Origin of the sequence: Hymenobacter monticola (genome assembly GCF_022811645.1) — a bacterium.
In the GTDB taxonomy this organism is placed as follows: Bacteria; Bacteroidota; Bacteroidia; order Cytophagales; family Hymenobacteraceae; genus Hymenobacter; species Hymenobacter monticola.
Genome location: NZ_CP094534.1, coordinates 1,394,838 through 1,420,356, shown reverse-complemented (window position 1 = coordinate 1,420,356; position 25,519 = coordinate 1,394,838). Strand labels below are relative to the sequence as shown.

The following is a 25,519-nucleotide window of genomic DNA, read 5'->3' as shown; positions in this document are numbered from 1 at the left end:
CGGGGCTTTTGCTTGGCCGTTGGGCCGGTTAGAATTTCTTCAGGTTGTGCAGCAGCGTCACCAACTCGCGCTGGGTGCTCAGGGTGCGGTCCTGGGCGTACCAGGTGTGCAGCTGGGTGGCGAAATCCTCGTACGACACCCCTTCTTCCTTGAGGCGGTTGAACAGCTCCTGGGCCGGGGCCGGGCGCGGGCCCCAGGTGCCGGCCTCCTTCAGCGTGTCGGTGCAGAGGGCCACAAGCTTGGGAATGGAGCGGCCGCCGTTGGTGAGGTAGCGGTCCATGAGGTCGAGGTTTTCGTCGCGCAGCACGTAGCGTGTGCTGATTTTGCCCTGGCTGGCGCGGGCCACGGCCTCCAGCACGGGCACAATCTGGGCTGCGTCGCCGCACCAGCCTTCCGTGATGATGAGCCACTCGTAGCCCCGGTCGAGTTGGTCGAGAGCTTTTTGAAGCTCGGGCAGCAGCTCCACGGTCTTATCGAGGCGCTGCATCCGCTTGAGATTCAAGCGCGCATACTGAACAATTTGCTCCGACTGATTGGGACCGGTGGTCAGGTTTTGGGCCATCAGCTCATCAAGCAGCTGGCGGTAAGCAGTGTAGGAATACGCTTGGTTGAGCCGCTCGGCTGAAAGAACCGGCGCGGCCGTTGCCTGGGTTTCGGTCATGGCTAACAGGGTATTGGCGGGTGGGTAGGACTAAAAAACCCTTCCGAAGCCGGAAGGGTTTTCTGGAAACGCAAATGGAGCCGCACTAGTGCGCCTACAGGCTGGGCACGGCCGTTTGGGCCGCCGCGCTCAATTCGCGGCAGTAGGTGATGAAGTCGGAGTTGACGGGCTCGAAGCCGTGGTCGCGCAGGCGGGTGGCCACCTGGGCGCGGTGGTAGCTGGCGTGCACCACGGCGTGGGTCAGGATGTCGTGCACGGCGCTGTGGTAGCTGTTGCCCAGCGAGTTGGTGTAGGAAATGAGGCGTTGCAGCTCGGTTTCGTCGGCGTGCACCATCAGCTGGTGCAGCGGCTCCGAGGTTTGTTCGTGCAGGCGGTGAATGGTGGGCAGGTCGTGTTCCTGCCACACCTTCACTGGCTGGGGCTGGCCGCCGATGCGCGAAATCCAAATGGCCTGGGCATTGAGCACGTGGCTGAACAGGCGCAGCACCACGGCCGGTATTTCTTGGCCGCTGGCCGCAATTTCATCGAGGCGCTGCAGGACCGTGTCGTTGGCCCACACATTGAAAGCACCGAGTTTTTCTAAAGTATTCATTTGGTTTGTGTTGAGTTCTGAATGCTGAGTGTTGAATTGAGGAAATGAGCCGTTGAGTAAGTCAACATTCAAAGTCCAACCCTCAACACTCCGCTAACGCGGGTCTTGCCAGACCAGTTTTTCGTTGGTTTTGCGTTTGTCAAAGTCCGGGCACTTGCCGTCACCTTTGCCGGTGATGCCGCCGTCGGGCTGGCAAATGAGCTTGCCTTGGGTGTCGTACACGTTGGAGAATTGGTCGCAGCACGGGGCCGAGATGTAGTACACTTTCCGGCCCTCGTAGTCGTAACGCAGGATGCGGGTGATGGGGTTGCGCTTGCGCTCGGCCAGCACCTCGGTAATGCGGGCTTTCAGCCACGGCGGCCTGGCCGTGGTGTCCGACTCGGCTACGCGGGCGGGCACGGGGTCCACGGTGTTGGTGCTGGAAGGAGCCGTGGTCACGCTGCCACCAGTTACTACCTGCCCGTTTTCGGGTGGCGTAGTGGGCGTGGTCACGCTCACCTGCTGTGAGGCGCAGGCGGAGGTCAGCAACAGAGTGACGAAGAAAAGCAGGCGCATAAGCTCGAAGGGAAATAAACGGCCGATGCTAACACAGCCAGGCCGGCTATGGTTACGCCGCCCGCGGGCAATGGTTCAGGTCGGGCCAATGCTCAAGACCCCAGCAGCCGTGGAATGAATACTAGCCCGCCCACCACTAAGGCTCCCAGCGCCGCCAGCAGCACGGCAGCGGCGGCCACGTCTTTGGCCTTGCCGGCCAGCACGTGGTATTCGGGCGAGGCCAAGTCGGTAAGGGCCTCAATGGCCGTGTTCATCAGCTCCGCCGACCACACGCAAGCCACCGAAATAGCCACCAGCGCCCATTCCAGGCGCGAAATGCCGTAGTAAAACCCCAGCCCTACCACCACCACCGTGGCAAAAGCGTGAAAGCGCAGGTGCACTTCCGAGCGCAACGCGGCCCACACGCCCCGAAAGGCGTGGCCGAAGCTGGCCACGCGCCGGCGCCACAGGCCCTCGGGGGGCCGCAGCCGGTTGGGGGCAGGGGGCTCAGCCACGGGCTTCGTACTGCTGAAAAGTAGTTTGGCGCAGCTCCGACCAATCCTGTCGGATAACGCTGAAAATCACCGTGTCGCGCCGGATGCCGCCCTGCGTGGGACGGTGACTGCGCAAGGTGCCTTCTTCGGTGGCGCCCATACGGGCCATGGCCGTGCGCGACTTATAGTTGCGCGAGTCGGTTTCGAGCTCCACCCGCTCGTAGCCCATCTGCCCGAAGGCGTGGCATAGCAGCAGGTGCTTGCAGGCCCGGTTCAGGCCCGAGCGCTGGAACGGCGTGCCCACCCAGGTGTAGCCAATGCTTAGGCGCTGGTCGGCGGGCGCCACGTTGTAGTAGCTGGTGCTGCCGGCCAGCTGCCCGGTTTCGCGGTCGATGATGGCGAAGGGGTAGCGCAGGCCCTGCGTCCGCGCCTCCAGCGCCTGCCGGATGTAGGCGGCCAGACTCACCGCGTCGTCGCCGCGGGTGAGGGTGTATTTCCAGAGGTCGGCGTCGAAGGCCACGGCTTTGAGGGCCTCAAAGTCGCCAATTTCCAGCGGGCGCAGGCGGGCGCGGCTGTTTTCGAGCACAAGGGGAGCAGAGAAATCCATGGGGCGGCAAAGATGCTGGGAAAATAAGAAAGTGACTGCCACCGTCGTAGTCGTTTCGAAAAGCAGAATTATTGTTCAATAAATGATGTACATACATATAATGTACGTACATTTGACCTGTAGAACTCATGACTGAGCTAAGCCTCAGGATTTGCTCAACTATCCCCACCTTATTAAGCCGATACAATCATGGAAATTGGAATTGATAGTTTCGCTGCCTTCTTCGATAACGGCACCGACCAAAAGCCCAGTGGGGCAGAAGCCATGGGCCAGCTGCTTGACCGCATCGAGCGGGCCGACCAGGTAGGCCTCGACGTGTTTGGCATTGGCGAGCACCACCGCGCGCAGTTCCTCGATTCGGCCCCCGCCGTGATTCTGGCGGCCGCCGCGGCGCGCACCCAACGCATTCGCCTCACCAGCGCCGTCACCGTGCTCAGCGCCGTCGACCCGGTGCGGGCGTTCCAGGAGTACGCCACGCTGGATTTGATTTCGCAGGGCCGGGCCGAAATGGTGGTGGGCCGCGGCTCCTCCATCGAAGCCTTCCCCCTCTTCGGGTTCGACCTCGACGATTACGACGAACTGTTTGCCGAAAAGCTGGACTTGCTGCTGCGCATTCGGGAGCAGGATAAGCTGCACTGGTCGGGCAAGTTTCGGCCGGCGCTCACGGGGCAGGGCATCTACCCGCGGCCCATGCAGCCGCAGTTGCCCATCTGGCTGGGCGTGGGTGGCACGCCCGCGTCGTTTGTGCGGGCCGGCACGTTGGGCCTGCCGCTGATGGTAGCCATCATTGGCGGCGATACCCACCGCTTCCGGCCCCTGGTAGACCTGTACCGCGAAGCGGGCCGCCGGGCCGGCCACGCGCCCGAGCAGCTGAAAGTGGGCCTGCACTCGCTGGGCTACGTAGCCGAAACCACCGAGCAAGCTGCGGAAAAATTCTTTCCCGGCTACGCCCGCACCTTCACCGAGCGCGCCCGCGAGCGGGGCGGCTCGGCCATCACGCGGGGGATGTTCGATGCCCAGGCCGGGCCACGGGGGGCGCTTCTGGTGGGCAGCCCCGAGGAGGTAGCTGCCAAAATCCTGCGCCATAGCGAGGCACTTGGTGGAGTGTCGCGCGTCACCTTCCAACAGGACGTGGCCGCGCTGCCACACGCCGAAATCATGCGCTCCATTGAGCTGCTGGGTACGCGGGTGGCCCCGCTGCTGCGCGATTCGGCGGTATAAAGGCTGACGCGGCAACGCCGCCGTCTAAAAAAGAAGTCCCGGCTTTGCGGCCGGGACTTCTTTTTTGACGACTGGTTGAGCTGGCAGAACGTGTACCCCGAAGCTCCTGCTTCGGCCCGCGTTAGGAATCGTTCAACGCGAGCCGAAGCAGGAGCTTCGGGGTACACGTTCTGAAGGCTACTTGATTTCGCCCACCATTTCTTCGGGCTTCAGCCACTCGTTGAACTGCTCCTCGGTCACGTAGCCCAGCTGGAGGGCGGTTTCCTTTAGCGTAGAGCCGTTTTTGTGGGCGGTTTGGGCAATTTCGGCGGCTTTGTAGTAGCCAATGTGGGGGTTGAGGGCCGTCACGAGCATCAGCGACGAGTCAACGTGCTTTTTGATGTTTTTCTCCAGCGGCTTGATGCCCACGGCGCACTTGTCGGTGAAGCTCACGCACACGTCGCCGAGGAGGCGGGCCGAGTGCAAGAAGTTGTAAATCATCACCGGCTTGAACACGTTCAGCTCGAAGTGGCCCATGGCGCCGCCCACGGTGATGGCCACGTCGTTGCCCATCACCTGGGCTGCTACCATCGTCATGGCCTCGCACTGGGTGGGGTTCACCTTGCCGGGCATGATGCTGGAGCCGGGCTCGTTGTCCGGAATGTCGATTTCGCCGATGCCAGCGCGCGGGCCCGAGCTGAGCATGCGGATGTCGTTGGCAATTTTCATCAAGCTCACGGCCACGGTTTTGAGGGCACCGTGGGCCTCCACGATGGCGTCGTGGGCGGCCAGGGCCTCAAACTTGTTTTCGGCCGTGATGAAGGGCAGGCCGGTGAGGTCGGCAATGTGTTTGGCCACGTTCACGGCGTAGTTTTTGGGCGTGTTGATGCCCGTGCCCACGGCGGTGCCGCCCAGGGCCAGCTCGCTCAGGTGAGCTAGCGTGTTCTTGATGGCCTTCAGGCCGTGGTCGAGCTGCGACACGTAGCCCGAAAACTCCTGGCCCAGCGTGAGCGGCGTGGCGTCCATGAAGTGGGTGCGACCGATTTTAACGATGTGCATGAACTCCTGCGACTTGGCTTTCAACGCGTCGCGCAGCTTCTCGATGCCGGGGATGGTGGTTTCGACCAGGATTTTGTAGGCCGCGATGTGCATGGCCGTCGGAAACGTGTCGTTGGAGCTTTGGCTCTTGTTCACGTCGTCGTTGGGCGCCAGCACCTTTTTCTCGTCGGTGAGCTGGCCGCCCTGCAGGACGTGGCCACGGTAGGCAATCACCTCGTTGAGATTCATGTTGCTTTGCGTGCCCGAGCCCGTTTGCCACACCACCAGCGGAAACGAATCGGCCAGCTTACCGGCCAGGATTTCGTCGCACACCTTACCAATGAGCTCGGCTTTCTCGGCGGGCAGCACGCCGGCATCGCGGTTGGTGAAGGCAGCGGCTTTCTTGAGATAGGCAAAGGCGGCGATAATTTCCTTGGGCATCTTGTTGATGTCCTGCGCGATGGGAAAATTCTCGATGGAACGCTGCGTTTGCGCGCCCCAGTAGGCGGTGGCGGGCACCTGCACGGTGCCCATGGTGTCCTTTTCGGTGCGGAAATCCATGCGGGTTGGTGGAGTGGTGGAGGGAAGTATTGGTGGGTTTTGAAAGAAGCAAGGCGGCAACTGCCGGGCACAAAAGTACACCACCCGGCCGGCCCCGACCGCCGCAAGGCAGCCACGCGCCGCGCAATGCCGTACACCCACCCAATCAAACTTTTCTGCTTTATGGACCAGCCCACCCCCACTCCCGACCCCTCACACGAGCCGCCCGTTCCCGTTCAGGGCGACGGCACCCCCGACTACAGCGACGTTGAGGTAACCACCGAAACCGACCTGCCCACCCCCACCAAGCCCGGCGGCAGCGCCACCGAGCCCGAGAGTGGCGGCGGCTACAGCGGTTAGCCAATAGCTTAACCTCACTGCAAAAAAGGCAGCCCTTGGGCTGCCTTTTTTATTCTCCATCAATATTTTCAGCCTAAAGTTTACCAACTGCAAATCATTGGCAGGCCCTACCTTGTGCCGCCTTATCGGGCAGCCGAAACGTGCTTGCCGGGTTTAACTCTCTTGTATGAAGTGTATGCTGAAACGGTACTCCCTCCGCCTAACGACTTGCGTGCTCGGCGCCGCCCTGCTTGCGGGCTGCAACCAACCCAACGCCACAACTGAAACGGGCGCCGCTACATCCGCAACGGTGCCGGCCAGCTACTTCGACAGCCCCGAAACCGGCGTGCAGGACGGCAACGTGCGCGTCATTCCCATCAGCACGCCCAAGGGCAAATTCAACGTTTGGACCAAGCAGTACGGCAACAACCCCAAAATCAAGGTATTGCTGCTCAATGGCGGGCCGGGCGCCACACACGAGTATTTCGAGTGCTTCGAAAACTTTCTGCCCAAGGAAGGCATCGAATTCATTTACTACGACCAGCTGGGCTGCGGCAACTCCGACAACCCCCGCGACACCGCCATGTGGAGCCTGCCGCGCTACGTGGAGGAGGTGGAACAGGTGCGCCAGGCCCTGAAGCTCGACAACACCAACTTTTACCTGCTGGGCCATAGCTGGGGCGGCATCCTGGCGGCCGAGTACGCCTTCAAATACCAGCAAAACCTCAAGGGCCTCATTATCTCGAACATGATGATGAGCTGCCCCGACTACGGCCGCTACGCCGACGAAGTGCTGGCCAAGCAGATGAAGCCCGAGGTGCTGGCCGAAATCCGGCAGATTGAAGCGCGCAAGGACTTCAGCAACCCGCGCTACATGGGCCTGCTCGAACCCAACTTCTACGCCGAGCACCTGTGCCGCGTGGTGCCCAACCCCGAGCCCGTGACCCGCGCCATGAGCAAGATTAACCAGTCGCTCTACGTGACCATGCAGGGCCCGAGCGAGTTCGGCATCTCGGGCAAGCTGGTGAACTGGAACCGCGTGCCCGACCTGCCCAAACTCAAGGTGCCCGTGCTCAGCATCGGCGGCAAGCACGACACCATGGACCCCGCCCACATGCGCATGATTGCCACCAAGGTGCAACGCGGCAACTCCCTTATTTGCCCCCAAGGCAGCCACATGAGCATGTACGACGACCAGCAAACCTACTTCAAGGGCCTGCTCACTTTCCTGAAAGCGGTGGATGCCGGCACCGTGAAGCCGGGTGCCGAATTATAATAGTTAACTGTTAGTGATGAGTGATTAGCTGCGGTTCAAATTAACCACTCATCACTAACCGTTAACCACTAAAACGGTATCGTAAACTCCATCGTGAGCGGGGCGCGGCGGCCCCCGGCGATGCCTGGCTGCCACTTGGGACCTTCGCACACCAGGCGCAGGGCTTCCGCGTCGTAGTCGGCGCGCATGCCGCGCGTCACTTTCAGGTTGCTCAGCTGCCCGTCGGCACCCACGGTGAATTGCACGTGCACCAGCCCGCTGATGCGGTTTTCCTTCTCCGGCTCGAACTGCGCGGCTTCGCGGCGCAGGTAGTCGCGGAAGGCGGGTGTGCCGCCCACCGGCGCGGGCCTGATGGCAAAGCCGGCCGGCATGGGCGTGTTGGCTACTACGGCGGACGCGGGCTCGACTATATGGGCTTTCGCTTTTTTCATGGGCTTGGCCATTGGCGCGGCTACCTCCCTGAGCGAATGCACGGAATCGGCTGCCGAGGAAACGGGTGCGCCTTCGCTCCTGGCCGGCGGGGTAAAGTCGGCCTGGGCCATTTTTGATTCCCGAGCGTTATCGTCGGCGGCCGGAGGCACCTGGGTGGCTTGGGCAACGCCCGCTGGAGCGGCTGTTTCCGAAGCGGCTACCATATCGGCAGCCGATGCTGCGGGAGACGCAGTGGTACTCACTGCTGGCCGGCGGGGCGGCGGGGCTGGCAAGCGAGGGGCCGAATTGGCAAGCCAATCAGTCCCTCCCAGGGTTGAGGTGGCAGGCTGCCGGGCCGCACGGGTTTTTGAGCGGCGTTGCACGGCCGCGTAATCGGCAGGAGCAGGGCTGGCCGGAGCAGGGACGGACGGAGCAGACGCCTGGGGAGCTGCGGCTACCGGCGCCGCACGGCGGGTAGCCGGCGCTCGGGGCACTTCCTGGCGAGCAACAACCGGTGGCGCGGCCGACTCATATTTCTCCCAACCCCAGATGCCGGTGCCCACCACGGCCAGCAATGCCGCCGCGGCCGCCAGGCGCGGCCAAGCCCAGCCGCCCGCAGCCGGCTCGGGTTCGGCCTGGCCCAGGCGGGCTTGCAGGCGGGTGCGCAGCTCGGCAATGGCGCGGTCGGTGGTGACGGCGTCGCTCATCGAAAAACCTTCCACCAGCTCGGCGCAGCGCTCGCAGTCGAGGGTATGGGCTTCGATACGGTGTTCTTCGGCCGGCGCCAGGGTGCCGGCCGCGTAGGCGCGCAACTCCGCCGTGGCCGGGTGCGGGCCGGGGGCGGGCAGCGGGGCAAAAGGCGAATCAGCGGGCAACATGGAGCGGGTTGTTATCGGAAGCGGGAAGCGAGGAGCGGGGAGTGGAAACGGCCGGGGGCGGCTCCAGCTGGCGGCGCAGCATGCGCTTGCCGTTTTGCAGGTGGCTGCGCACCAGGTTCGGTTCGAGGCCGGTTTCGGTGGCGATGTCGCGGTAGCTTTTCTTTTCGAGGTAAAACAATTCGAGGCAGCGGCGCTGGGCCGGGGGCAACTGGGCCAGCGCCGCCTCCATGCTTTGCAGGCGGAGTTCGGTTTCCTGGGCGTCCTCGGCGGCAGCATCCTCGTCCTGCAGATGCCGGGCGCCGGCGGTTTCCACATCGGTGGCGTCAGGCAGTGTCAAAATCACAGGTCCGGCGCTGGGGCCGGCGCGCTTGCGGGCCCGCAGCTGCATCAGGCAGTGGTTGCGGGCGGTGGTGTGCAGCCAGGCCGGGAAGTTGTCGGGCGCGTGGGTGCGCAGCACCTTCACCAGGTGCTCAAACAGCTGCATGGTGGCGTCCTGGGCGTCTTCGTCGGGCGGGGCCAGGTAGCGGCGGCACACGGCAAACGCCTCGGGCAGGTACCGGTCGTAGAGCAGGCCGAGGTCGGCCACGTTGCCGTGCGCGCGGTAGCGGGCCAGCAGCTCCTGGTCGGAGAGCGGCGCGGCAGCAGCGGGCGACGGTTTGGCGCGGCGGAAGAACATGGCGCTGGGAAGTTAGGGCAATTTCGGGGGATTGTATGGCGCCTCAGCGCCATGGCTGCGGGTTATGCGGCGTTTTTCATCTACTCCGTGTGCAATCCGCTTACGGCCCGCATCAAGTCGGTACGTTTCACCAACTATCCCGTGCTGCCATGAGAACCCTGTTGCTACTGCCACTGCTCCTGAGCCTGCTGGCCTCTCAAAGCCCTGCTCTTGCCCAGAAAAAATCGAAAGGCTCCGCGCCCGCTGTAACGGCCGAACCCGCCGATACCACCCGCTACCGCACCATTACGGGCATCGTGCTGGATGCCCAATCGAAACAGGGCATACCCGGCGCCACGGTGCTCATCAAGGGAACGCAACAAGGCACCAGCACCGACCACGACGGCCGCTACACCCTCCCGGTGCCCAATGCAGCCTCGGCCACGCTGGTATTCACATCAGTGGGGTATAAAAAGCAGCAACGGCTAATTGGCGCGGCGCGGGTGGTGAACGTTGCGATGTTTCTTGACACTAAGCAGCTTAGTGAAGTGTCGGTGACGGCCTACGGCTACGAAACGAAGGCAGAGAGTGCACCCGCACCGGCCGCCCCGTCGAAGCGCAAGATGAAAATGGCCCAAGACGCGGCCGATGCAGCATACACCGCACGGGTGCTTCCCAGCGGTGCGCCTGCAATGCCTACCCTGCCCGCCCGGCCCGAAGCGGGCGCCGGCGATACCTACGCCCACGTCAAGGAAAATACCTTTTTCAACCCCAAAAAGGACCCGCTCAGCACTTTCTCGCTCGACGTGGATAATGCTTCCTACTCCAACGTGCGCCGCTTCCTGAACGAAGGCCAAATGCCCCCACGCGACGCCGTGCGGGTGGAAGAGATGCTGAACTATTTCCGCTACGACTACCCCGCGCCGCCCGCCGCTTCGCCCGACCCCGTGCGCATCAGCACCGAGCTGGCCGCCTGCCCCTGGAACCCCGCGCACCAGCTGGCCCGCATCGGCATTCAGGCCCGAAAAGTAGAAACCGCCAAGCTGCCGCCCGCCAACCTCGTGTTTCTAGTTGATGTATCGGGCTCGATGTATGGCCCCGACCGCCTGCCGCTGGTGCAAGCCGGCCTCAAGCTGCTAGTGAAGCAGTTGCGCCCCCAGGACCACGTGGCGCTGGTGGCCTACGCCGGGGCCGCCGGCCTGGTGCTGCCGCCCACGCCCGGCTCGCAGCCCCAGGTCATTCTCGATGCCATCGACCGGCTGCAGGCGGGTGGCTCCACGGCCGGTGGGGCGGGGCTGCGTCTGGCCTATTCCACGGCCCGGCAGAGCTTCAACAAGGAAGGCAACAACCGCGTAATTCTGGCCACCGACGGCGATTTCAACGTGGGTGAAAGCTCCGAGGCGGCCATGGAAAAACTCATTGTAGACCAACGCGAAAGCGGCGTGTTTCTCACCGTGCTGGGCTGCGGCCGCGGCAACCTGCGCGACGCGCGCATGGAAACCCTGGCCGACAAAGGCAACGGTAACTACGCCTACCTAGATAACCTTGATGAAGCCGGCCGGGTGCTGGTGGCGCAGTTCGGCGGCACGCTCTTCACCGTGGCCAAAGACGTGAAGCTGCAAGTCGAATTCAACCCCGCCCGCGTGGCCAACTACCGCCTCGTGGGCTACGAAAACCGCCTGCTCGAAGCCGAAGACTTCAATAACGACCGCAAAGACGCCGGCGAGCTGGGCGCCGGCCACACCGCCACGGCCCTCTACGAAATCGTGCCCGTGGGCACTACGCAGCCCCTGGTCGACGACCTCAAATACCAGCCATCGAAGCCCGCCACCGCCACTATGCAGCAGTTCATCACCAACGACGTGCTGACGGTGAAGCTGCGCTACAAAGAGCCGCAGGGCAACACCAGCAAGCTGCTGGCCCAGCCCCTCACCGGCCCCGCGCTGGCCATCGAAAAAGCCTCGCCCGACTTCCGCTTTGCCGCGGCCGTGGCGCAGTTCGGCATGCTGCTGCGCCAAAGCGAACAGCGCGGCACCGCCACCTGGGCCGCCACCGAGCAGCTGGCCAACGGAGCCCGCGGCGCCGATGCCGACGGCTACCGCGCCGAGCTGGTGCGGCTGGTGCGGCTGGCCGAAGGGCTGAGCGGCAGCGGGGCGGTGGGCAAGCGGTGAGGGAGTGCGGACGCTGCCCGGCCGCGCACTATAGTGAACGAATCGAACAGGCGCGGACTCGCAGAGTCCGCGCTACAGACCGAAATGGCCCCACTGAGCTACCAGTGGGGCCGTTTCAATTTGTTATGCTAGGCAAGTAAAAACTCGTTGCAGTAGAACTCAGCGTCGGACTTCCACCCAGCCTTTCAACTGGCTGGCGCGGCAGAACTTTTCATTCTCAAGCAAATAGTAATACACGCCGTCAGGCAGGCCGGGCGCGGCCCAGTCATTTTGGTAATTGCTGGCTTGGTACACGAGGCTGCCCCAGCGGTTGAACACGCTGAGCCGCGTGCCCGCCGGCAAACCCGGAATGGCAAACGTGGCGTTGAGGGCATCTTCAGGGTTGGGGGTGAAGATGTTGGGCACCAGCAAGTCGGGCCGGGCCGGGGCGGCGTAGGCCTGAAGCTCAAACTGGCACGTTGGCCCGGTTACGCTCACCGTGTAGCGGCCCGGCTGGTCCACGGCGAGGGCCGGCGTGGTGGCGCCCGTGCTCCAACGGTAAGTGCTGCCGGCTGCTGCTCCCACCACCCGCAATGTCACGTCGCCGCAGGCCACCGAATCCCGCGCCAGCGTCGGCGCGGGGTTCACGCCCACGCGCACGGTGTCGGTGCGGCCGCAGGGATTGCGAATGACGACGGAGTAGGTGCCGGCCGTTGTCACGCCAATGGTTTGGGTGGTGGCGCCGGTGTTCCAGCGGTAGGTGCTGCCGGGGTTGCCAGCGTCCAGCACCAGTGTCTCGCCGGGGCACAACACCGCCTGCGCGGGCAACACCCGCGCCGGGGCCGGCAGGCCCACCACCACGGCCGTATCGATGCGGGCACAAACGCCCACGCCGGTTTGCACTATGTAGCGCCCCGGCGCCGTCACCTGAATGGTTTGGGTGGTGGCGCCGGTGCTCCAGCGGTAAGTATTGCCGGGGTTGCCGGCATCGAGCACCAGCGCCGTGCCTGCGCACAGGCTGGCCTGCTGCAGCAAGGCCCGGGGCGGCGCCCCGCCCAGCACCACCAGCCGTGAGGTAGTATCGGGCCGGCCGCAGGCGCCCGCCACAGGCCGCACCCGCAGGCGCACCCGGTAGGTGCCGGGCGCCGCGTACAGGTGCTGCGGTGCGGCCGTGACCGAATCTAGGGGGCTGCCATCGCCAAAATCCCAGCGGAAGGCCCCCACGTTGGTGCTCGTGCTTTGCAGCTGCGCTGCCAGGCTGGCGCAGGAGGTAGCAGCCGTGAAAGCCGCCCGCGGCGCGGGCGTCGTCACAAACTGGGGGTCGATGATGACTCCTACTCCATCGGCGGACGCCAGGACCGCCCCGGGCAGTGGGACCGGCTGGTAAGCCGTGGGCAGTGTGGGATAGTTGATGCCGAGAAAGTTGAAGGTTAGCACCGACGTGTATACCCGGCCCTGGGGGTCGACGGCGGACGTGGTGCCCAACCAGGGCCGACCGGCCGCCATCGAGTTGCCATAATAGCTGGCAAACAGCAACTGCCGAAAATCGCTGCTCAAGGTCGCGACGTGCAGGCCGGCGGGGTTGCCGCCTCCCGGCAATGGATTGAGGATGGGCAGAAGGTTGCCGGCCGCAGGGAGCGAAACGAGCGAACTGGCCACGGTAATGTTGCCGCACTGGTCCACCCCCAGGCATATGGATTGGGTGCCGGCCAGGTCGCCGCCGCCCAGGATAGCCGTGTGCTCGATGCGGCTGAGGCCGGCATTGAGCTTGGTCACGAAGTAGTTGTCGGCGCCCGGCACGAAGGTGCTGGCGCTGGGCGCCACGTAGCTGCCAGCCGTGCGCACCACCGAAACGGCTTTGCCCCCCACGCACACGTTGCCGGCCGCGTCGAGGTCCATCGTTTTCGGATAAACGAGCGGCCTGATGATGCTGGGCATGGTGGGCAGGTAGGTAGCGGCCACCCGCCGCGAGCCATCGGCCGCCAGGCAGCCCACGTAGCCTACCGAATAGGCCGAATGCGCGGCTCCCGCCCCCACGGCGTGGCCCTGGTCGGCGGTATTGCCCAGGTAGTACACCAGCCCAGTGGTGGGCGACACCCGCAGCGTGCCGGCGTCGCTATTAAAGTTAGTGCTTTCCAGAAAGGTTGCCCAGCGCAAGGTCGTCAGCTGCGGGTCGAGGTGGGCAATGAAGCCCCGGCGGCTAGCGCTGGCCGGGACCGTACGGATGTAGGCCCCGGCCGTGGTGGGAAAGTTGTTGGTAGCCACGCTCCCCATCGTCGTATTGCCCGCCACGTACACGGCTCCGCTGGCGTCTACGCGCAAGCCGCCGCACTGGAGGGTTGTTTCGGCGCCCGAGCCTCCCAGGTAGGTGCTGGCCAGCAGGGCATCGCCGGCCGGGCTGAGCTTGCAGATAAAGACGTCGCCGTTGTTCACCACCGGGTCGTAGCTATTGGCCAGCATCGGAAAATTAGTCGCGGCGGTGTAGCCGCACACAAACAGGTTGCCGGCGGCATCGCAGGTCAGGTGGCCAAGCTCTTCCAGCGTGATGAGGGGCTGCGTACCCCCGAAATGCGTGGAATACAGCCGCGCCGTGCCGGTCGGGTTGAGCTTGGTAATGGTGTTGACGCCCAAGGCTATAACGAAGGCGCCCGGCGTGGTGGGGTAATATCCTCCGCTCACGGCCACCCCGCCCACGTACAGGTTGCCCTGCCCGTCGTAGGTGGTGGCGCGCGGAATAAAATCTTCGGTTCGGTTGGTGATGCCCACGTAGGTGGCCGCCTGCACCACGGGGTCAATGACCAGGGAGCGGGTGCGGTCGTAGCCGGCGGGCAGCTCGAAGCGGACCGTGGTGCCGGCCAGGCGGTAGCGGCAGGGCACCGGCTGGCGGCGGCCGTCGGGGGCCAGCTGGTAGGCCACGGGGCGCTGCTCGCGCACCTCGCCCACGCTGGTGCCCACGGCCAGCGCCCCGCCGGGCAGCACGCGCAGGCTGGTGGCGCCGCGGTAGCGCAGCCGCAGGCGGCCAGGGTCGGCCCCGGGGGCCAGAGTGAGGTCGTACTCAAACTGGCCGGCGGCCGTGCCGTACACCCGCAGGTCGGTGCCGGGGTAGAGGGCCTGGTAGCGCACTTCCGGATAGGAGCGCACGTGGCTGGCCCAGCGGCTGGGGTTGTTGCCCATGAAGTAGTTGCCGTAGGCTTCCACCGGCCGCTGCCCGGCCACGGCGCCCGTGGCGTTGGCCCCCTCAAAATCGACCTGCACGGCGTGGGCCCGAAGCTGGGGCGCGGGCAGCGGCTGCGCTGGCCCGGCGGCCCCTTCCCAGGGCCGGGCACTGCCGGCCTGCGCCGCGGCGTAGCGGGCCCGGTCGGCGGCGTTAATCCAGGTGTAGGTGAAGCCCGTGCTACGGAGCCACACCTCACCGCCGGGCACGGCCGCATGGTAGCGCACGGCGGGGTCCCACTGGGTTTTGTTTTCTTCGAATAGCAGCGCCGGCGAGGCCGCCTTGGTTTGGGCAATGGGCAGCCCCGCTACCATCAGCAGCGCCCAGAGTTGTGCCGTTGTAAGGTAAAGTTTGTTCAAAGGTGAAAAAAAGTAAGGTGGGAAAAAGGAAGTAAGTCCAGCAGTTTGGCGTACAAATTATCACGCAGCAGGAACATATCACAGTAGGTTCAACCAACCTTTTTTCGAGGTGGTGAATCATGAAATATTTGATAATTATGATGTTTAAGGTGCTTGAAGCGTCGGCCCCAAACCAGAAAGGCCCCGCTGAGCTACCAGCGAGGCCTTTTTTATAAACTATTTTGGATAATTACCCGAGCAATAAACCAGAAAGGATAAACGGAATAGAACGGCCGCTAACCGGCTTTAAAATGAGTAGTTCAGGCCGACTTTGGCCACGCGGTTGTAGGCCTGGAAGCGGTTGCCAGCATCGAGCGAGGTAAGGCCATAGTCGTAGCCGGCGCTGAGGCCGAAGCCGTTCTCGAACTGGTAGCCCAGGCCCGCCACGGCGGCGAAATCGACCTTGCGGAGCTGGTTCGACACATCGAAATCTTGCTTGTAGGCCGAGAAGCCGAGCACGCTGGCATCGACCCGCGCCTTGCCATTCACCAGGAACGAGGCCTGCGGGCCGGCGTAGAGGTAGAAGCCAGGCGTGACGAATACTTTGGCCAGCACGGGCACATCCACGTAAGCCAGGCGGGCCGTGCCGGTCACCTTCGCGTTCAGGAAATCGAGGGCCGGGAAAGGCAGGTTGCCCGTGAGGACGGCGCCTTTTTCGGAATAGTTGATGCTGGGCTCGATGGCGAAGCTGGGGCCCAGCGGCAGCGTGGCGTAGATGCCGGCGTAGAAGCCGGGCCGCACCGACTTGCCAATGGCGCCGTCGGGGGCGTAGCCGGCCAGGTTGGTGAAGCTCTGCACGGCGTCGCCCTGCAGGTCGGCCACGTTCAGGCCGCCCCGGAAGCCGAAGCGCACGGCCGAGTTGGCGCTGCTAGTCGTGCTGGAGTTGGAATAAGAGGGCTTGCTGTAGCTGGGCGCGCGGCGGCTGGAGCTGCTGCCCATGGGCTTGGGCGAGGGCGCGGCTTTGGGGTTGCCGTAGGCGTCGCGGTATACTTGGGCCGAGGCCGAGCCGGCTACTGCAGAAATCAAAAGGCAAGCCGCGGCCAGGCCGCCCGAAAGGCGTGAAAATTTCATGACCAGAATAGGTTAGGAAGGTGAAGAAAACCGGCTCCGTCGCCTGTCCGGGCTGCTTGGCCCGGCGCAGTGGCCGATGACAGGAGACATTACAAAACCGTGCCAAACCAGCTGCAGGCTTCGTGTTCTCCGGGCTGCCCTGGCCATTCGCGCCGACCAAGCCCCGCACTTTCCGGACCAGCCGCCGGCCTGCATCGACCAAGCGCACCAGCCCCAAAACGCAAAAAAGCCGGGCCGCTCCACTGGGCGGCCCGGCTTGGTAGCCATTAGGAGTCGGGGTAGACGACTATTCCCGCACCAGTTGCTGGCTGCTGGCTGGGCCAGCGGGCGGGGTTAAGCGTAGTACGTAGAAGCCGGGCGCAAGGCCACGCAAATCGAGCGTTTGGCGCAGCGGGCCGGCCGGGGCCATAAATACCTCCCGGCGCACGCTGCGGCCCAGCGCATCGAGCAGGTCGAGGCGTACCGGGCCGGCCGTGGTCAGGTCGGCCGCAATGGTCACGGCGTCGGTGGCGGGGTTGGGGTAGGCGTTCCAGGCGGCGGCCGTGTGGCTGGCCAGCGCGGCCGTGGTCAGCATCACGGTGGTAGTGGCCGTGTTGGTGCGCACGGGGGCGTTGTAGTCGAAGAAAATGTCGGCTTTGTTGGGCACGATGTCGCCCACGGCCAGCGTGGGGCGCGGCCGCACCCGGAACCGCAGGAAGCCCTGCGAACGAATCACATCAACGTTGCGATGCGGCAGCTTGATGCCAGGGAAGCGCACCGTGAGCAGCCCGCGGCCCGTCAGGCTCCAGAGGCAGTTGTGCGACTGCGAAATCAGCTCTATCGTGCTCAAGTTCAGGCGGGCGTAGTCGAGTGTGTCGGTGATGACGACAGCAAAAGCTGTGTCGGTGCCCATGTTCTGGAAGCGTATCACGTAGTCGAGCGGCAGGCCGGCGGCCACCTGCGTGGGCGACAAGCTGGCGTAGTTCACCGAGATGTCGTTGGGGTCATAGGAAGTCACCACTGTTTGCGAAGCGCTGGCCGTGTTGTCGTCTAGCGTCACATCGCCGGTAAGCGGGGCCGTAGCCGAGGAGGTGAGCACGGTGCCCATCACGGCGTTGGTGGGCAGGCTCAGCAACACCTCGTAGTTCAGCTGTGCAAAAGGCGCCAGGTTGGTATAGGCCCAGGTCACGGTTTGGCCCGTGCGGCTGCCGCTGGGTGTGCTGCTCACGTAGCTGAAGCGGCTGTCGAACACAAGGTTGGCATTACCGCTGGCCGTGGTGGTGCCCCGGTTTTCGAGCGTGAGGCGGTAGCGCACCGTGAAGCCCGGCCGGGCCACGCCCACGGGCGTGAGCGTCATGCGCACATCGGCCTGGCTGAGGTTGGGCGCCAGGCCAAAATCGAGGCCGGTGGTGGTTTGGCCCGCGCCCGGATAGGTGCCGGTGCGCGTGGCCGGGGCCGATACCGTGTAGTAGGCGTGCGGGCTCGGTATCGAAATGGAATAGGCCGCGCCGGGCAACCCCAGTACGGTGTATTCGCCGGTGCCGGCCGTGCTGGAATAGTGGGTGCCCGCCGTGGCGTCGCTCACCACCTGCGGGTAGGCGAAAGGCCCCTCGCCGGCGTCGCGGGTGCCGTTGCCGTTCTGGTCAATGTAGAGCGTGCCGCTCAGGCGGCCGGCCGGGTCCAGCCGCAGCACGGTGTAGCCCGCGCCCAGCACCTCGCGGTCAATGCGCAGGGTATTGGTTGGCAGGTCGAAAGCCGAATAGTTAAGCAGGTACGCGTTGCCGCTGGCATCGAGCCCGAACCCGGTGCCCTGGTGGGAGGCCGACGAGTTGGGCACCTGCTGGCTATCGGCGGTGCGCACCCAGCGCAGGGCGCCGGCCGCGTCGTAGCTCACGAGGTAGAAGGTGGGCGAGTAGGCGGCCGTTACCGGGCTGGTCAACGTGGTGGTGCCAAAGACCGGGTTGTTGATGAACTGGCCCACCCGGTATACGTTGCCGGCCGCGTCGAGCCCTAGGTGTACCGCGCCACCGCTCAGGTCGGTATTGATGCCGGTTTGGGCGCCGCGGGCCCACAGCGGCGTGCCGCTGGCCGACAGTTTCAGCACGAAGCCGCCCACGGGCAGCGCGGGCAGGTTGCCGAAGGTGACGTTGCTGGCCCAGACCCCGCCGGCCACGTACACCTCGCCCGTGGGCGCCACCGCCAGGCAGATGTTGCCCGCGCTATGCGACCCCGACCCGGTCGCGTTGTGGCTGGTGATGCCCCACTGCGCCACGCCGGCCGCCGAAAACTGTGCCACAAATCCCCCGCTGCCCACATAGGAATCCAGGTTGACGGCCGGTGCCGTGCCTAGCACCGCCGTGCCCGATATCTGCCCCGCGCAGTAAAAATTACCAGCGGCGCCCACCTCAATGTCGGCCACCCGCAAGTTGCTTGTATTGAACTGACCAGGGGTGGGCACCAGCGCCCGCACCAGCGCCACGCTGCTGCCCGGAGCGGCCCGCAGTACCGCCGTGCTGTACGTGGAGCTTGAGCTGGGAAAGGTGTAGGGGCCGAACACGGGAGTGCCGTAGCCCGTGGCCCCAACGGCCACCAGGCAACTGCCGGCGGCGTCGGCCGCCAAGGCGGTCACTTGGGCCTGGGTGGCGCCCTGGTGCAGGTAGCTCAGGGCCAGGGCCGTGCCGGTGGTGTTGATTTTGGCCAGCATGGTCCCGCCGTTGGGCAAGGTTAGGCTGCCGAGCGCGAAGCCGTAGCCCACGGTGGGTCCGCTGCCGAGCGAATCGACCCCGCCGCGAAACACGGCGTACACGTTGCCGTTGGGGTCCAGCGTCAGGGCCAGCACGTCGTCGGAAAGGGCGCTGATGCCGGGCAGCGCCCACTGCACCAGCCCCTGCGGGCTAACCTTGGCCACGAAGGCATTGCTGGCGTTGATGGCTGCGCCGGTGGGAGCGGGCAGGGTGGTGGCGCCCATGGTCAGGGCGCCGCGGTAGGACCCGGCCACGTAGGTGTTGCCGGCCGCATCGGTCACCGAGCGGGCGTTGAAGATGCCCGGCGCCAGCGGGCGCGACCAGTTGACGTACTGCGCGTAGCCGCGTTGCAGCGCGCCCAGGGCCAACAGGCCCACCAGGAAAAGTAAGCGTTGTAGTTTCATGAAGCAGGAAAAAGAAGGTAAAGGGCATCGTGGGCACCGCCCCGGCCGGAGCGCGGCACCGCGTTTCAATCAGCCAGACCAGCCACCCGAGGAAAAGGCTGCTGGTAAAAGCATCTATTTATAGCTGGAACCGCAGCCCAAACAGCAGCCCCGTGGCCGTAGGCTGCTGCCGCAGGCCGGTTTCGGGCTTGTAGAGCGACAGGGCCTGCCAGCGCAGGCTGGGCGCCACGCTCACACTGAAGCGGTTGGTGAGGGCGTAGTTCAGGGCCAGCGAGCCCGTGAGGCCCACGTTCAGGGCCCGGAAAGGGCCGCTGCCCACGGTTATTTTCTCGGTGCGGAAGTTCTCGCCGTCATCCGTCATCACCTGCGTGCCACCCAGGAAAAACTGCAGTTGGGCACCCACGGCCACATCGGTCCACAGGCGGCTGGTGCCGGGCGCGGCCAAGCGGTAGCGCAGCAGCACCGGCACCGTGAAGAAGCGGTAGTTGGGCTGCAGCAGCCGGGTGGTCAGGGTTTCCTTCTTGCTGATGGTGGGGGTGGTGACGTGGCTGGTGGTGCGCACGGTATCGTGCTGCACGGTGGTGGTGCGCACCGTGTCCAGTCGTGGTACATACACCGTGTCGTAGCGAATGACCTGCCCGCTGGCGTTGAACACCGGCGAGGGCTGCGGAATCTGGATGATGCGCACGGAGTAGGTTTGGTGGGCGCTGGTGTAGGCCGTGGTGGCGGTCGTGGTCGTGGTGTTGTAGGTCACGCTCACGTCGGTGGTTTTGTTGGTGATGCGCAGGTCGGCGCCGTAGGTGCTGTAGCCCACGCCGCCGCCCACGCTCAGGCGCGGCGTGAGGCGGTATTCGGCCAATAAGTTGGCGCTGAAGCCGGCGCGGCCGGTTTCGTGGTTGCGGCGCAGGGCCGTGAGGCTGTCGCCCTCGGGGCCTTGCAGGGTGAGGGTGTTTTGCTCGGGCGCGGCGGCCAGCAGCAAGCTCCAACGCGAGGCTGGTTTGGGGTTTAGGGTTTTCGGTTTTAGGCCGGCGGTGTCGGCGCTGGCCAGCGCGGGGGCGGCGGGCAGGTCGCCCAGCACCAGCAGCAGGCTGTCGGTGCGGCGCTGCAGGCGCAGCAGTTCGGCGCGCTCAGCGCGCAGGCCCCGCAGCAGGGCCGGCTGGCTGCCCGCGGGCAGGCGTGTGCCTGGCTTCAGCGTGGCAATGCTGGGCAGCTGCACCAGTACCTGGCGCTCCAGGCCGGCCAGGGGCTGCAGGGTGGTGGGGATGGAGTCGGCGGCTGCGGGCGGCGAGGGTAAGGTGTTATGTGTCTGAGCAAATGATGTTTCCCGCGTAACTATAGAGTCAGGGGAAGCCATGTTGATAACCGGAGTACCCGGCTTGCGGTCATTAGCAAGCATGCGCGTTGCTGCCCCTGTCAACGCGGGCCGAGTGGGTTGTTGCTGTATTTTTCCGTTCAAAGGAATCGGGCGTGAGCTTGCAACGCTGGGGCTCGGCTTGGTGACACTGGCAACCGAGGAAGCCATTCCAATCGGATTAGGAGCCGATGCGCCTGGCCTTGCGAACGACTGCGGCTGGGATGCGCGAGCTGGCGTCTGAGCTTCTTCAAGCGGCGCCCGACGCCCGCGCGGCTCAGCCCGCATGGCAGCCGATGCAGCAACCGGAACCTGCACCCCAGCCACCGTCCGCACCGGGGCCGCCGCGTACGGCAGCAGCCAGCCCGCCAGCCCGCTCAGCAGCGCCACCAGCCCAAACAGCAGCGGCAAGGGCAGCGGCCGGCGCCGCCCGTTAGGCGGGGCCACCGGCGCGGCAATGCGCTGCTCAATGCCGGCCCACACCGGGGCGGAGGGCTCCAGGCTGAAGTCTTCGAATTTATCGCGCAGGGTCTGGTCGAGGCGGTTTTCTTCCGGTTCGGGCATCATAGTTTCAAGTAGCTGGCCTGCTGCTGGTGCAGCCGGGTGAGTAGTTTGCGGGCCTTGCTGAGCTGGGCCTTGGAGGTGCTCTCCTGAATGCCCAGCAGCTCCGCGATTTCGCCGTGGCTGTAGCCGTCCACGGCGTAGAGGTTGAGGACGAGGCGGCAGCCGTCGGGCAGCTTTTCCATCAGGGCCAGCACCTCGGCCACACCCAGGCGGTCGAAGGCGTCGGCGTCGGGCGCGAAGGGTTCCGGCGCGTCGTCGAGCAACACTTGCTGGCGGCGGTGCTGCCCGCTTTGCCAGTGGTTGAGGGCCGTGGTGACCACAATGCGGCGCACCCAGCCCTCAAAGGAGCCCTCGCCCCGGAAGTCGGCCAAGCGCGTGAACACCTTCACAAAGGCGTCCTGCAAAATGTCCTCCGCCTCGGCCACCGAGCGCACGTAGCGGCGCGCCACGCCCAGCATGCGGCCGGCGTAGCGGGCATACAGGGCACGTTGGGCTGCCGGCTCGTGGCGGCCGCAGCGGGCAAGCAGGTCGTCTAGCTCCGTAGAAAGGGGCATTACATCGGGAAAGCAGCGCAGCCCGGCCGGGTGCTGCCCGGCAGACAAGTTACTTCCCGAAAAGGCTGCCCGGGCAAGGGAGAAATTTTATTTGTCTGTCTGCCTGAGCATTGCCCTACTCACCGCCGCTCCCGGTTCAGCAGCTTCAGCAGCACCCCGTTGGTCCACCCGAAACCGTCCTGCAGCGGGTATTCGCCCCCACCGGCGGGGCGGTTCACGTTCACTACGTCGTACTTCTCCAGCAGCTTGCCGGTTTGGGCAAACACGCGGCTGTTCAGCCGAACCCAGCGGTGGGCCACGGTATCGGCCAGGGCCGTCTGCTGGTAGCGGGCCAGGCCTTCAATGGCCAGGTACTGCAACGGAGCCCAGCCGTTGGGGGCGTCCCATTGCTGCTTGGAGACGCTGAGAGTGGTCAGCAGCCCACCGGCTTTCAGGAAATTGGCTTTCAGCCCCGCCGCCACCCGGCTGGCCTGCGGCGCCGTGGCCAGTCCAAACGCCAGCGGAAACACCCCCGCCAGCGTGCGCACGCCCGAACGCCGGCGCAGCCGCCAGTTGTAGTCCTGAAACCAACCGGCCTGCGCATCCCAGCACAAAGCCAGCAGGGCCGTTTTGCGCTGGTTGGCCTTGGCGGTATAGGCGCGGGCCTGCGCCGGCTGGCCGGCCACGCGGGCGGCTTCGGCCAGCACCATTTCGAGGTTATAAAGCAAGCAGTTGAGGTCTACCGGCACCAAATCGGTGGTTTGGATGCTGCCCAGCCCGCCTGCTGGCCCAAACCAGCGGCTGCTGAAGTCCCAGCCCGATGCCGCCGCTGCCCGCACGTGGCGGTAAAACTGCGCGGGCGGCTGCTTGCTCAGCTTGGCGGCGGCCACGTCCTCGGCGTAGGATTCCTCGCGCGGCTGGTCGCTGTCGTCCCAGTAGCGGTTGAGCACGGCGCCGGTGGGCAGGCGTACGGCGCGGCGGGCGGCGGTGCCGGGCTTCAGGGTTTCGGTGCCATGCATCCAGTAGCGGTATTCGGCTTCCAGGGCGGGGCGGTAGCGCAGCAGTTCGCCGTTGCCGCGCTCCTGGGCCAGCAGCTGCACCATGCGGGCAAAGAACGGCGGCTGCGAGCGGGTGAGGTAGTAGCTGCGGTTGCCGTTGGGAATGAAGCCGTAGCGGCCAATCAGGAAAGCAAAATTGTCGGTGATGTCTTTCAGCAGCTGGCTTCTGCCCGCCTCGGCCAGCCCCAGCATGGTGAAGTAAGAGTCCCAATAGTACACTTCCCGAAACCGCCCTCCCGGCACCAGGTAGGGCTTGGGCAGCGGCAGCAGCGAGCCAAACGCCGCCAGCGAATCGGCCGCGTCCGTGGCTGGCGCGGCGGGCCGGGCCAGCACCGTCCAGAGCGTGTCGAGGTGGTGGCGCAGGCCGGCTTGCACATCGGTTTGGAAAACGGCGGTGCTCTGGGCGGGCAGGTCGAAGTGCGCCGCTACGAAGGCTTTAAGCTGAAAGCCGGGCTGGCTTTTCTCGCGGCGCCACGCGGCCAGAATGGTGGCCGGCCGCTGCCGGGGCGCAGCGTCCACGAAGGTTTTGTTGTCCGGGAAAATGCGCCCCAACTGCACCGCTTCGAATAAGCCCGGAAACAGCTGCCGGGGCGAGGCCGGGCGCTCAGCCTTCGGCGCTGCAGGTGCCGGCACGGTCGAAACTGCGGCAGCAGTGGGGACTTTAGGAGCTTGGGTTTCGGTTTGGGCCAGGATGGGCCGGGTGCTCAGCATGCCAAGCAGCCCGGCAAGTAAGATTCGTGACATGGCAATAAGGGTTGGCCAAGCGCGGAGCGCAGATTTACTTTCCTTAACCCTTACGCACGGCCGCACATTTCGCACCTGCGAAAGGCATTCAACTAATAAAATAGTTTTTAAACTAAAAAATTAGTTGTACGTTTACCCCTGTTAAATAACACTGCCCCGCATGGACCCATCCGCTTTCCCCGAACTCACCCGCGCCGAAGAACAAGTGATGCAAGTGCTCTGGCGTCTGGGGCCCTCCTTCGTGAAGGACGTGCTGGCCGAGCTTCCCGCCCCGCAGCCGGCCTACAACACCGTGTCCACCATCATCCGCATCCTCGAAACCAAGGGCTTCGTGGGGCACGAGGCCTTCGGGCGCACGCACCGCTACCACGTGCTGGTGCAGCAAGACGACTACCGCCGCTTCTCGCTGCGCAAGCTGCTGGGCGGGCACTTCGGCAACTCCTTCAGCCGGCTGGTTTCCTTTTTTGCCAAAGAAGAAAACCTCGACGCCGCCCAGCTCGATGAGCTTCTCCGCCACGCTTCCCAACCCCAAAACCCCGCCGACGATGAACCCAATCAGCCTGCCTAACTGGATGCTGCTCAGCACGGTGTTGCTGGGCGCGTGGTGGCTTTGCTACCGCTTGGCCCTGGGCCAGGAGCGCAGCTTTGCCTACAACCGCTGGTACTTAGTGCTGGGGCCGCTGCTGGCGGCGGGCCTGCCGCTGTTGCCGCTGGCCTGGCCGGCTGGCTGGGGCGCCGGTCCGGCGCCGCTGGCCGGCGTGGCGGCCGTGCTGCTGCCCCCGGTGGCCGTGCAGCCGGGCGGGGCCGAAAGCGCCTCGGCCGCGGTGGCGGGCTGGCCTCAGGTGCTGCTGCTTATCTATTTAGCTGGCGTCGGTTTCATGCTCGTCCGGCTGGTCTTGGAGCTGGGGCAATTGTGGCGCAGCACGCGCCGCCTGGCCCGCGAAAAGCACACTGGCTACACCCTGGTGCCTACCCACGGCCAGGTGCCCACCAGCTCGTTCGGCCGTCTCATTTTCTGGGACGATACCCTGCCCCTGAGTTCGGCCGAAGCCGGCCAGGTGCTGCGCCACGAGCTAGCCCACGTGCGGCAGGGCCACACCTACGACCGCCTGCTGCTCGAGCTGCTGCGCGCCGGGCTGTGGTTCAACCCCTTCGTGCACCTGTGCGGCCGGGCCCTGGCCCTCACCCACGAGTACCTGGCCGATGAGGAGGCGCTGCGCCACGCCGCGGCCCAGGCACCGGCCTTTGCCCCTGCTATTTCCTACACGCACCTGTTGGCCCGGCAAGTGGCCAGCCGCCTCGGTTTCTCCGTCCCGCTTGCGCACACATTTTCCCATTCCCAAACCCTCCGTCGCATTGCCATGATTCAGAAAACCTCCCCCATTCGCCGCTGGAAGCAGTGGCTGGTGCTGCCATTGCTCGGCGCCCTGCTGTTCACTGTCGCCTGCGAAAAAGCCAGTGCGCCCGCCGAGCCGGGCGTTTCGAAAGCCGCACAAGATGCCATGGTGCCGCCCCCTCCGCCGCCCCCCACCGTGGCGCCCGCCGATGGCCAAGACGTGCCCCCGCCGCCCCCGCCCGCGCTCGAAAAAGTGTACACCTACGTGGAGCGCATGCCCGAGCTGCCCACCGGCGGCGGCAACGCCGGCATCGTGGCCTACATCCAAAGCCACATTGCCTATCCGCAGGTGCCAGCCGCCAACCGCAAGGAAGGCCGGGTGTTCGTGTCCTTCACCGTGAACAGCAGCGGCGAAGTGTTCAACCCGACCATCGTCAAAAGCCTGGGTGCTGAATACGATGCCGCGGTGCTGGCGGCCATCGGTCAGCTGCCCCGCTTCAAGCCCGGAACCCAGGACGGCAAGCCGGTGGCTGTCAGCTTCACGGTACCGGTAACATTTGCTCAAAAATCCAGTGCGGCAATTTTCAGCAGCCGGCCTTTCGACTGGTACAGCTGGTCCGCGCCAGCCCCTGTCGCCGGTTGCTAAGGCTGGTGCTTTGCCCTGCAATTGGCAGTAAAACCATCAATCCCAGAGAAACCGCCCGAAAAGCTCCGGCCCGCGCCGGGGCCTTTCTGCGTTGGGCCCGCC

Annotated in this window: 20 protein-coding genes; 6 read left to right on the top strand and 14 right to left on the bottom strand. The window is 65.1% G+C overall.

Going from position 1 to position 25,519, the window contains the following annotated elements; all coding sequences use genetic code 11:
• Positions 1-28: 28 nt before the first annotated feature.
• From MTP16_RS05995 to MTP16_RS05975, 5 genes are all read right to left on the bottom strand, one after another.
• A complete protein-coding gene (locus tag MTP16_RS05995; protein ID WP_243516763.1) occupies positions 29-661 on the bottom strand; it encodes a thioredoxin family protein in 633 nt (210 codons plus the stop codon).
• Between the two features lie 94 nt (positions 662-755).
• Positions 756-1,253, bottom strand: coding sequence for a DinB family protein (locus tag MTP16_RS05990; RefSeq protein ID WP_243516762.1), 498 nt, complete (start codon positions 1,251-1,253; stop codon positions 756-758).
• Between the two features lie 93 nt (positions 1,254-1,346).
• On the bottom strand, positions 1,347-1,808 hold the full coding sequence (locus MTP16_RS05985; protein WP_243516761.1) for a DUF6970 domain-containing protein: 462 nt from the start codon (positions 1,806-1,808) through the stop codon (positions 1,347-1,349).
• A gap of 92 nt (positions 1,809-1,900) precedes the next feature.
• A complete protein-coding gene (locus tag MTP16_RS05980) occupies positions 1,901-2,302 on the bottom strand; it encodes a diacylglycerol kinase family protein (protein ID WP_243516760.1) in 402 nt (133 codons plus the stop codon).
• Entirely contained in the window at positions 2,295-2,888 is a 594-nt protein-coding gene (locus MTP16_RS05975) for a GNAT family N-acetyltransferase (protein WP_243516759.1), read from the bottom strand. The genes MTP16_RS05980 and MTP16_RS05975 overlap by 8 nt, the downstream gene beginning before the upstream one ends.
• A gap of 189 nt (positions 2,889-3,077) precedes the next feature.
• Between MTP16_RS05975 and MTP16_RS05970 the strand changes: the two genes are divergently transcribed.
• Positions 3,078-4,109, top strand: a complete 1,032-nt coding sequence (locus MTP16_RS05970; protein WP_243516758.1) for an LLM class flavin-dependent oxidoreductase — start codon at positions 3,078-3,080, stop codon at positions 4,107-4,109.
• Positions 4,110-4,286: 177 nt separating this feature from the next.
• Here MTP16_RS05970 and fumC read toward each other — a convergent pair whose 3' ends face one another.
• Positions 4,287-5,687: a class II fumarate hydratase gene (gene fumC / locus MTP16_RS05965; protein WP_243516756.1), complete on the bottom strand. Its 1,401-nt coding sequence runs from the start codon at positions 5,685-5,687 to the stop codon at positions 4,287-4,289.
• A gap of 162 nt (positions 5,688-5,849) precedes the next feature.
• Here fumC and MTP16_RS05960 point away from each other — a divergent pair, with 162 nt between their 5' ends.
• Positions 5,850-6,026, top strand: coding sequence for a hypothetical protein (locus MTP16_RS05960; RefSeq protein WP_243516754.1), 177 nt, complete (start codon positions 5,850-5,852; stop codon positions 6,024-6,026).
• A gap of 175 nt (positions 6,027-6,201) precedes the next feature.
• The gene (locus tag MTP16_RS05955) at positions 6,202-7,281 is read left to right on the top strand and encodes a proline iminopeptidase-family hydrolase (RefSeq protein ID WP_380286570.1); all 1,080 of its coding nucleotides are present in this window, start codon (positions 6,202-6,204) and stop codon (positions 7,279-7,281) included.
• A gap of 68 nt (positions 7,282-7,349) precedes the next feature.
• Here the strand turns inward: MTP16_RS05955 and MTP16_RS05950 are convergent, their stop codons facing one another.
• The gene (locus MTP16_RS05950) at positions 7,350-8,570 is read right to left on the bottom strand and encodes a TonB family protein (RefSeq protein ID WP_243516748.1); all 1,221 of its coding nucleotides are present in this window, start codon (positions 8,568-8,570) and stop codon (positions 7,350-7,352) included.
• A complete protein-coding gene (locus MTP16_RS05945) occupies positions 8,557-9,246 on the bottom strand; it encodes an RNA polymerase sigma factor (protein ID WP_243516747.1) in 690 nt (229 codons plus the stop codon). Before MTP16_RS05945 ends, MTP16_RS05950 begins: the two co-directional genes overlap by 14 nt.
• A gap of 149 nt (positions 9,247-9,395) precedes the next feature.
• Between MTP16_RS05945 and MTP16_RS05940 the strand changes: the two genes are divergently transcribed.
• The gene (locus MTP16_RS05940) at positions 9,396-11,396 is read left to right on the top strand and encodes a vWA domain-containing protein (protein WP_243516746.1); all 2,001 of its coding nucleotides are present in this window, start codon (positions 9,396-9,398) and stop codon (positions 11,394-11,396) included.
• A gap of 159 nt (positions 11,397-11,555) precedes the next feature.
• Here the strand turns inward: MTP16_RS05940 and MTP16_RS05935 are convergent, their stop codons facing one another.
• From MTP16_RS05935 to treF, 6 genes are all read right to left on the bottom strand, one after another.
• Positions 11,556-14,948 (bottom strand): DUF7948 domain-containing protein, encoded by a 3,393-nt coding sequence (locus MTP16_RS05935; RefSeq protein WP_243516745.1) that lies wholly within the window; start codon positions 14,946-14,948, stop codon positions 11,556-11,558.
• A 285-nt stretch (positions 14,949-15,233) separates the two neighbouring features.
• A complete protein-coding gene (locus tag MTP16_RS05930) occupies positions 15,234-16,058 on the bottom strand; it encodes a porin family protein (RefSeq protein ID WP_243516744.1) in 825 nt (274 codons plus the stop codon).
• A 286-nt stretch (positions 16,059-16,344) separates the two neighbouring features.
• Entirely contained in the window at positions 16,345-19,185 is a 2,841-nt protein-coding gene (locus tag MTP16_RS05925; RefSeq protein WP_243516743.1) for a T9SS type A sorting domain-containing protein, read from the bottom strand.
• 118 nt (positions 19,186-19,303) lie between these two features.
• Positions 19,304-21,103, bottom strand: coding sequence for a hypothetical protein (locus MTP16_RS05920; RefSeq protein ID WP_243516742.1), 1,800 nt, complete (start codon positions 21,101-21,103; stop codon positions 19,304-19,306).
• A complete protein-coding gene (locus MTP16_RS05915) occupies positions 21,100-21,654 on the bottom strand; it encodes an RNA polymerase sigma factor (RefSeq protein ID WP_243516741.1) in 555 nt (184 codons plus the stop codon). The genes MTP16_RS05920 and MTP16_RS05915 overlap by 4 nt, the downstream gene beginning before the upstream one ends.
• Before the next feature lie 119 nt (positions 21,655-21,773).
• Positions 21,774-23,435: an alpha,alpha-trehalase TreF gene (gene treF, locus MTP16_RS05910; RefSeq protein WP_243516739.1), complete on the bottom strand. Its 1,662-nt coding sequence runs from the start codon at positions 23,433-23,435 to the stop codon at positions 21,774-21,776.
• A gap of 160 nt (positions 23,436-23,595) precedes the next feature.
• On the opposite strand from treF, the gene MTP16_RS05905 reads away from it, so the two are divergent.
• Both MTP16_RS05905 and MTP16_RS05900 read left to right on the top strand, forming a co-directional pair.
• Entirely contained in the window at positions 23,596-24,003 is a 408-nt protein-coding gene (locus MTP16_RS05905; RefSeq protein ID WP_243516737.1) for a BlaI/MecI/CopY family transcriptional regulator, read from the top strand.
• Positions 23,981-25,417 (top strand): M56 family metallopeptidase, encoded by a 1,437-nt coding sequence (locus MTP16_RS05900; RefSeq protein ID WP_243516735.1) that lies wholly within the window; start codon positions 23,981-23,983, stop codon positions 25,415-25,417. The genes MTP16_RS05905 and MTP16_RS05900 overlap by 23 nt, the downstream gene beginning before the upstream one ends.
• Positions 25,418-25,519: the final 102 nt, after the last annotated feature.

What these genes read in the sequence shown, in the direction of transcription:
- MTP16_RS05995 (WP_243516763.1), bottom strand. Translation starts at nt 661, where the DNA reads ATGACCGAAACCCAGGCAACGGCCGCGCCGGTTCTTTCAGCCGAGCGG.
- MTP16_RS05990 (WP_243516762.1), bottom strand. Translation starts at nt 1,253, where the DNA reads ATGAATACTTTAGAAAAACTCGGTGCTTTCAATGTGTGGGCCAACGAC.
- MTP16_RS05985 (WP_243516761.1), bottom strand. Translation starts at nt 1,808, where the DNA reads ATGCGCCTGCTTTTCTTCGTCACTCTGTTGCTGACCTCCGCCTGCGCC.
- MTP16_RS05975 (WP_243516759.1), bottom strand. Translation starts at nt 2,888, where the DNA reads ATGGATTTCTCTGCTCCCCTTGTGCTCGAAAACAGCCGCGCCCGCCTG.
- MTP16_RS05970 (WP_243516758.1), top strand. Translation starts at nt 3,078, where the DNA reads ATGGAAATTGGAATTGATAGTTTCGCTGCCTTCTTCGATAACGGCACC.
- fumC (WP_243516756.1), bottom strand. Translation starts at nt 5,687, where the DNA reads ATGGATTTCCGCACCGAAAAGGACACCATGGGCACCGTGCAGGTGCCC.
- MTP16_RS05960 (WP_243516754.1), top strand. Translation starts at nt 5,850, where the DNA reads ATGGACCAGCCCACCCCCACTCCCGACCCCTCACACGAGCCGCCCGTT.
- MTP16_RS05955 (WP_380286570.1), top strand. Translation starts at nt 6,202, where the DNA reads ATGCTGAAACGGTACTCCCTCCGCCTAACGACTTGCGTGCTCGGCGCC.
- MTP16_RS05950 (WP_243516748.1), bottom strand. Translation starts at nt 8,570, where the DNA reads ATGTTGCCCGCTGATTCGCCTTTTGCCCCGCTGCCCGCCCCCGGCCCG.
- MTP16_RS05945 (WP_243516747.1), bottom strand. Translation starts at nt 9,246, where the DNA reads ATGTTCTTCCGCCGCGCCAAACCGTCGCCCGCTGCTGCCGCGCCGCTC.
- MTP16_RS05940 (WP_243516746.1), top strand. Translation starts at nt 9,396, where the DNA reads ATGAGAACCCTGTTGCTACTGCCACTGCTCCTGAGCCTGCTGGCCTCT.
- MTP16_RS05930 (WP_243516744.1), bottom strand. Translation starts at nt 16,058, where the DNA reads ATGAAATTTTCACGCCTTTCGGGCGGCCTGGCCGCGGCTTGCCTTTTG.
- MTP16_RS05925 (WP_243516743.1), bottom strand. Translation starts at nt 19,185, where the DNA reads ATGAAACTACAACGCTTACTTTTCCTGGTGGGCCTGTTGGCCCTGGGC.
- MTP16_RS05920 (WP_243516742.1), bottom strand. Translation starts at nt 21,103, where the DNA reads ATGATGCCCGAACCGGAAGAAAACCGCCTCGACCAGACCCTGCGCGAT.
- MTP16_RS05915 (WP_243516741.1), bottom strand. Translation starts at nt 21,654, where the DNA reads ATGCCCCTTTCTACGGAGCTAGACGACCTGCTTGCCCGCTGCGGCCGC.
- treF (WP_243516739.1), bottom strand. Translation starts at nt 23,435, where the DNA reads ATGTCACGAATCTTACTTGCCGGGCTGCTTGGCATGCTGAGCACCCGG.
- MTP16_RS05905 (WP_243516737.1), top strand. Translation starts at nt 23,596, where the DNA reads ATGGACCCATCCGCTTTCCCCGAACTCACCCGCGCCGAAGAACAAGTG.
- MTP16_RS05900 (WP_243516735.1), top strand. Translation starts at nt 23,981, where the DNA reads ATGAACCCAATCAGCCTGCCTAACTGGATGCTGCTCAGCACGGTGTTG.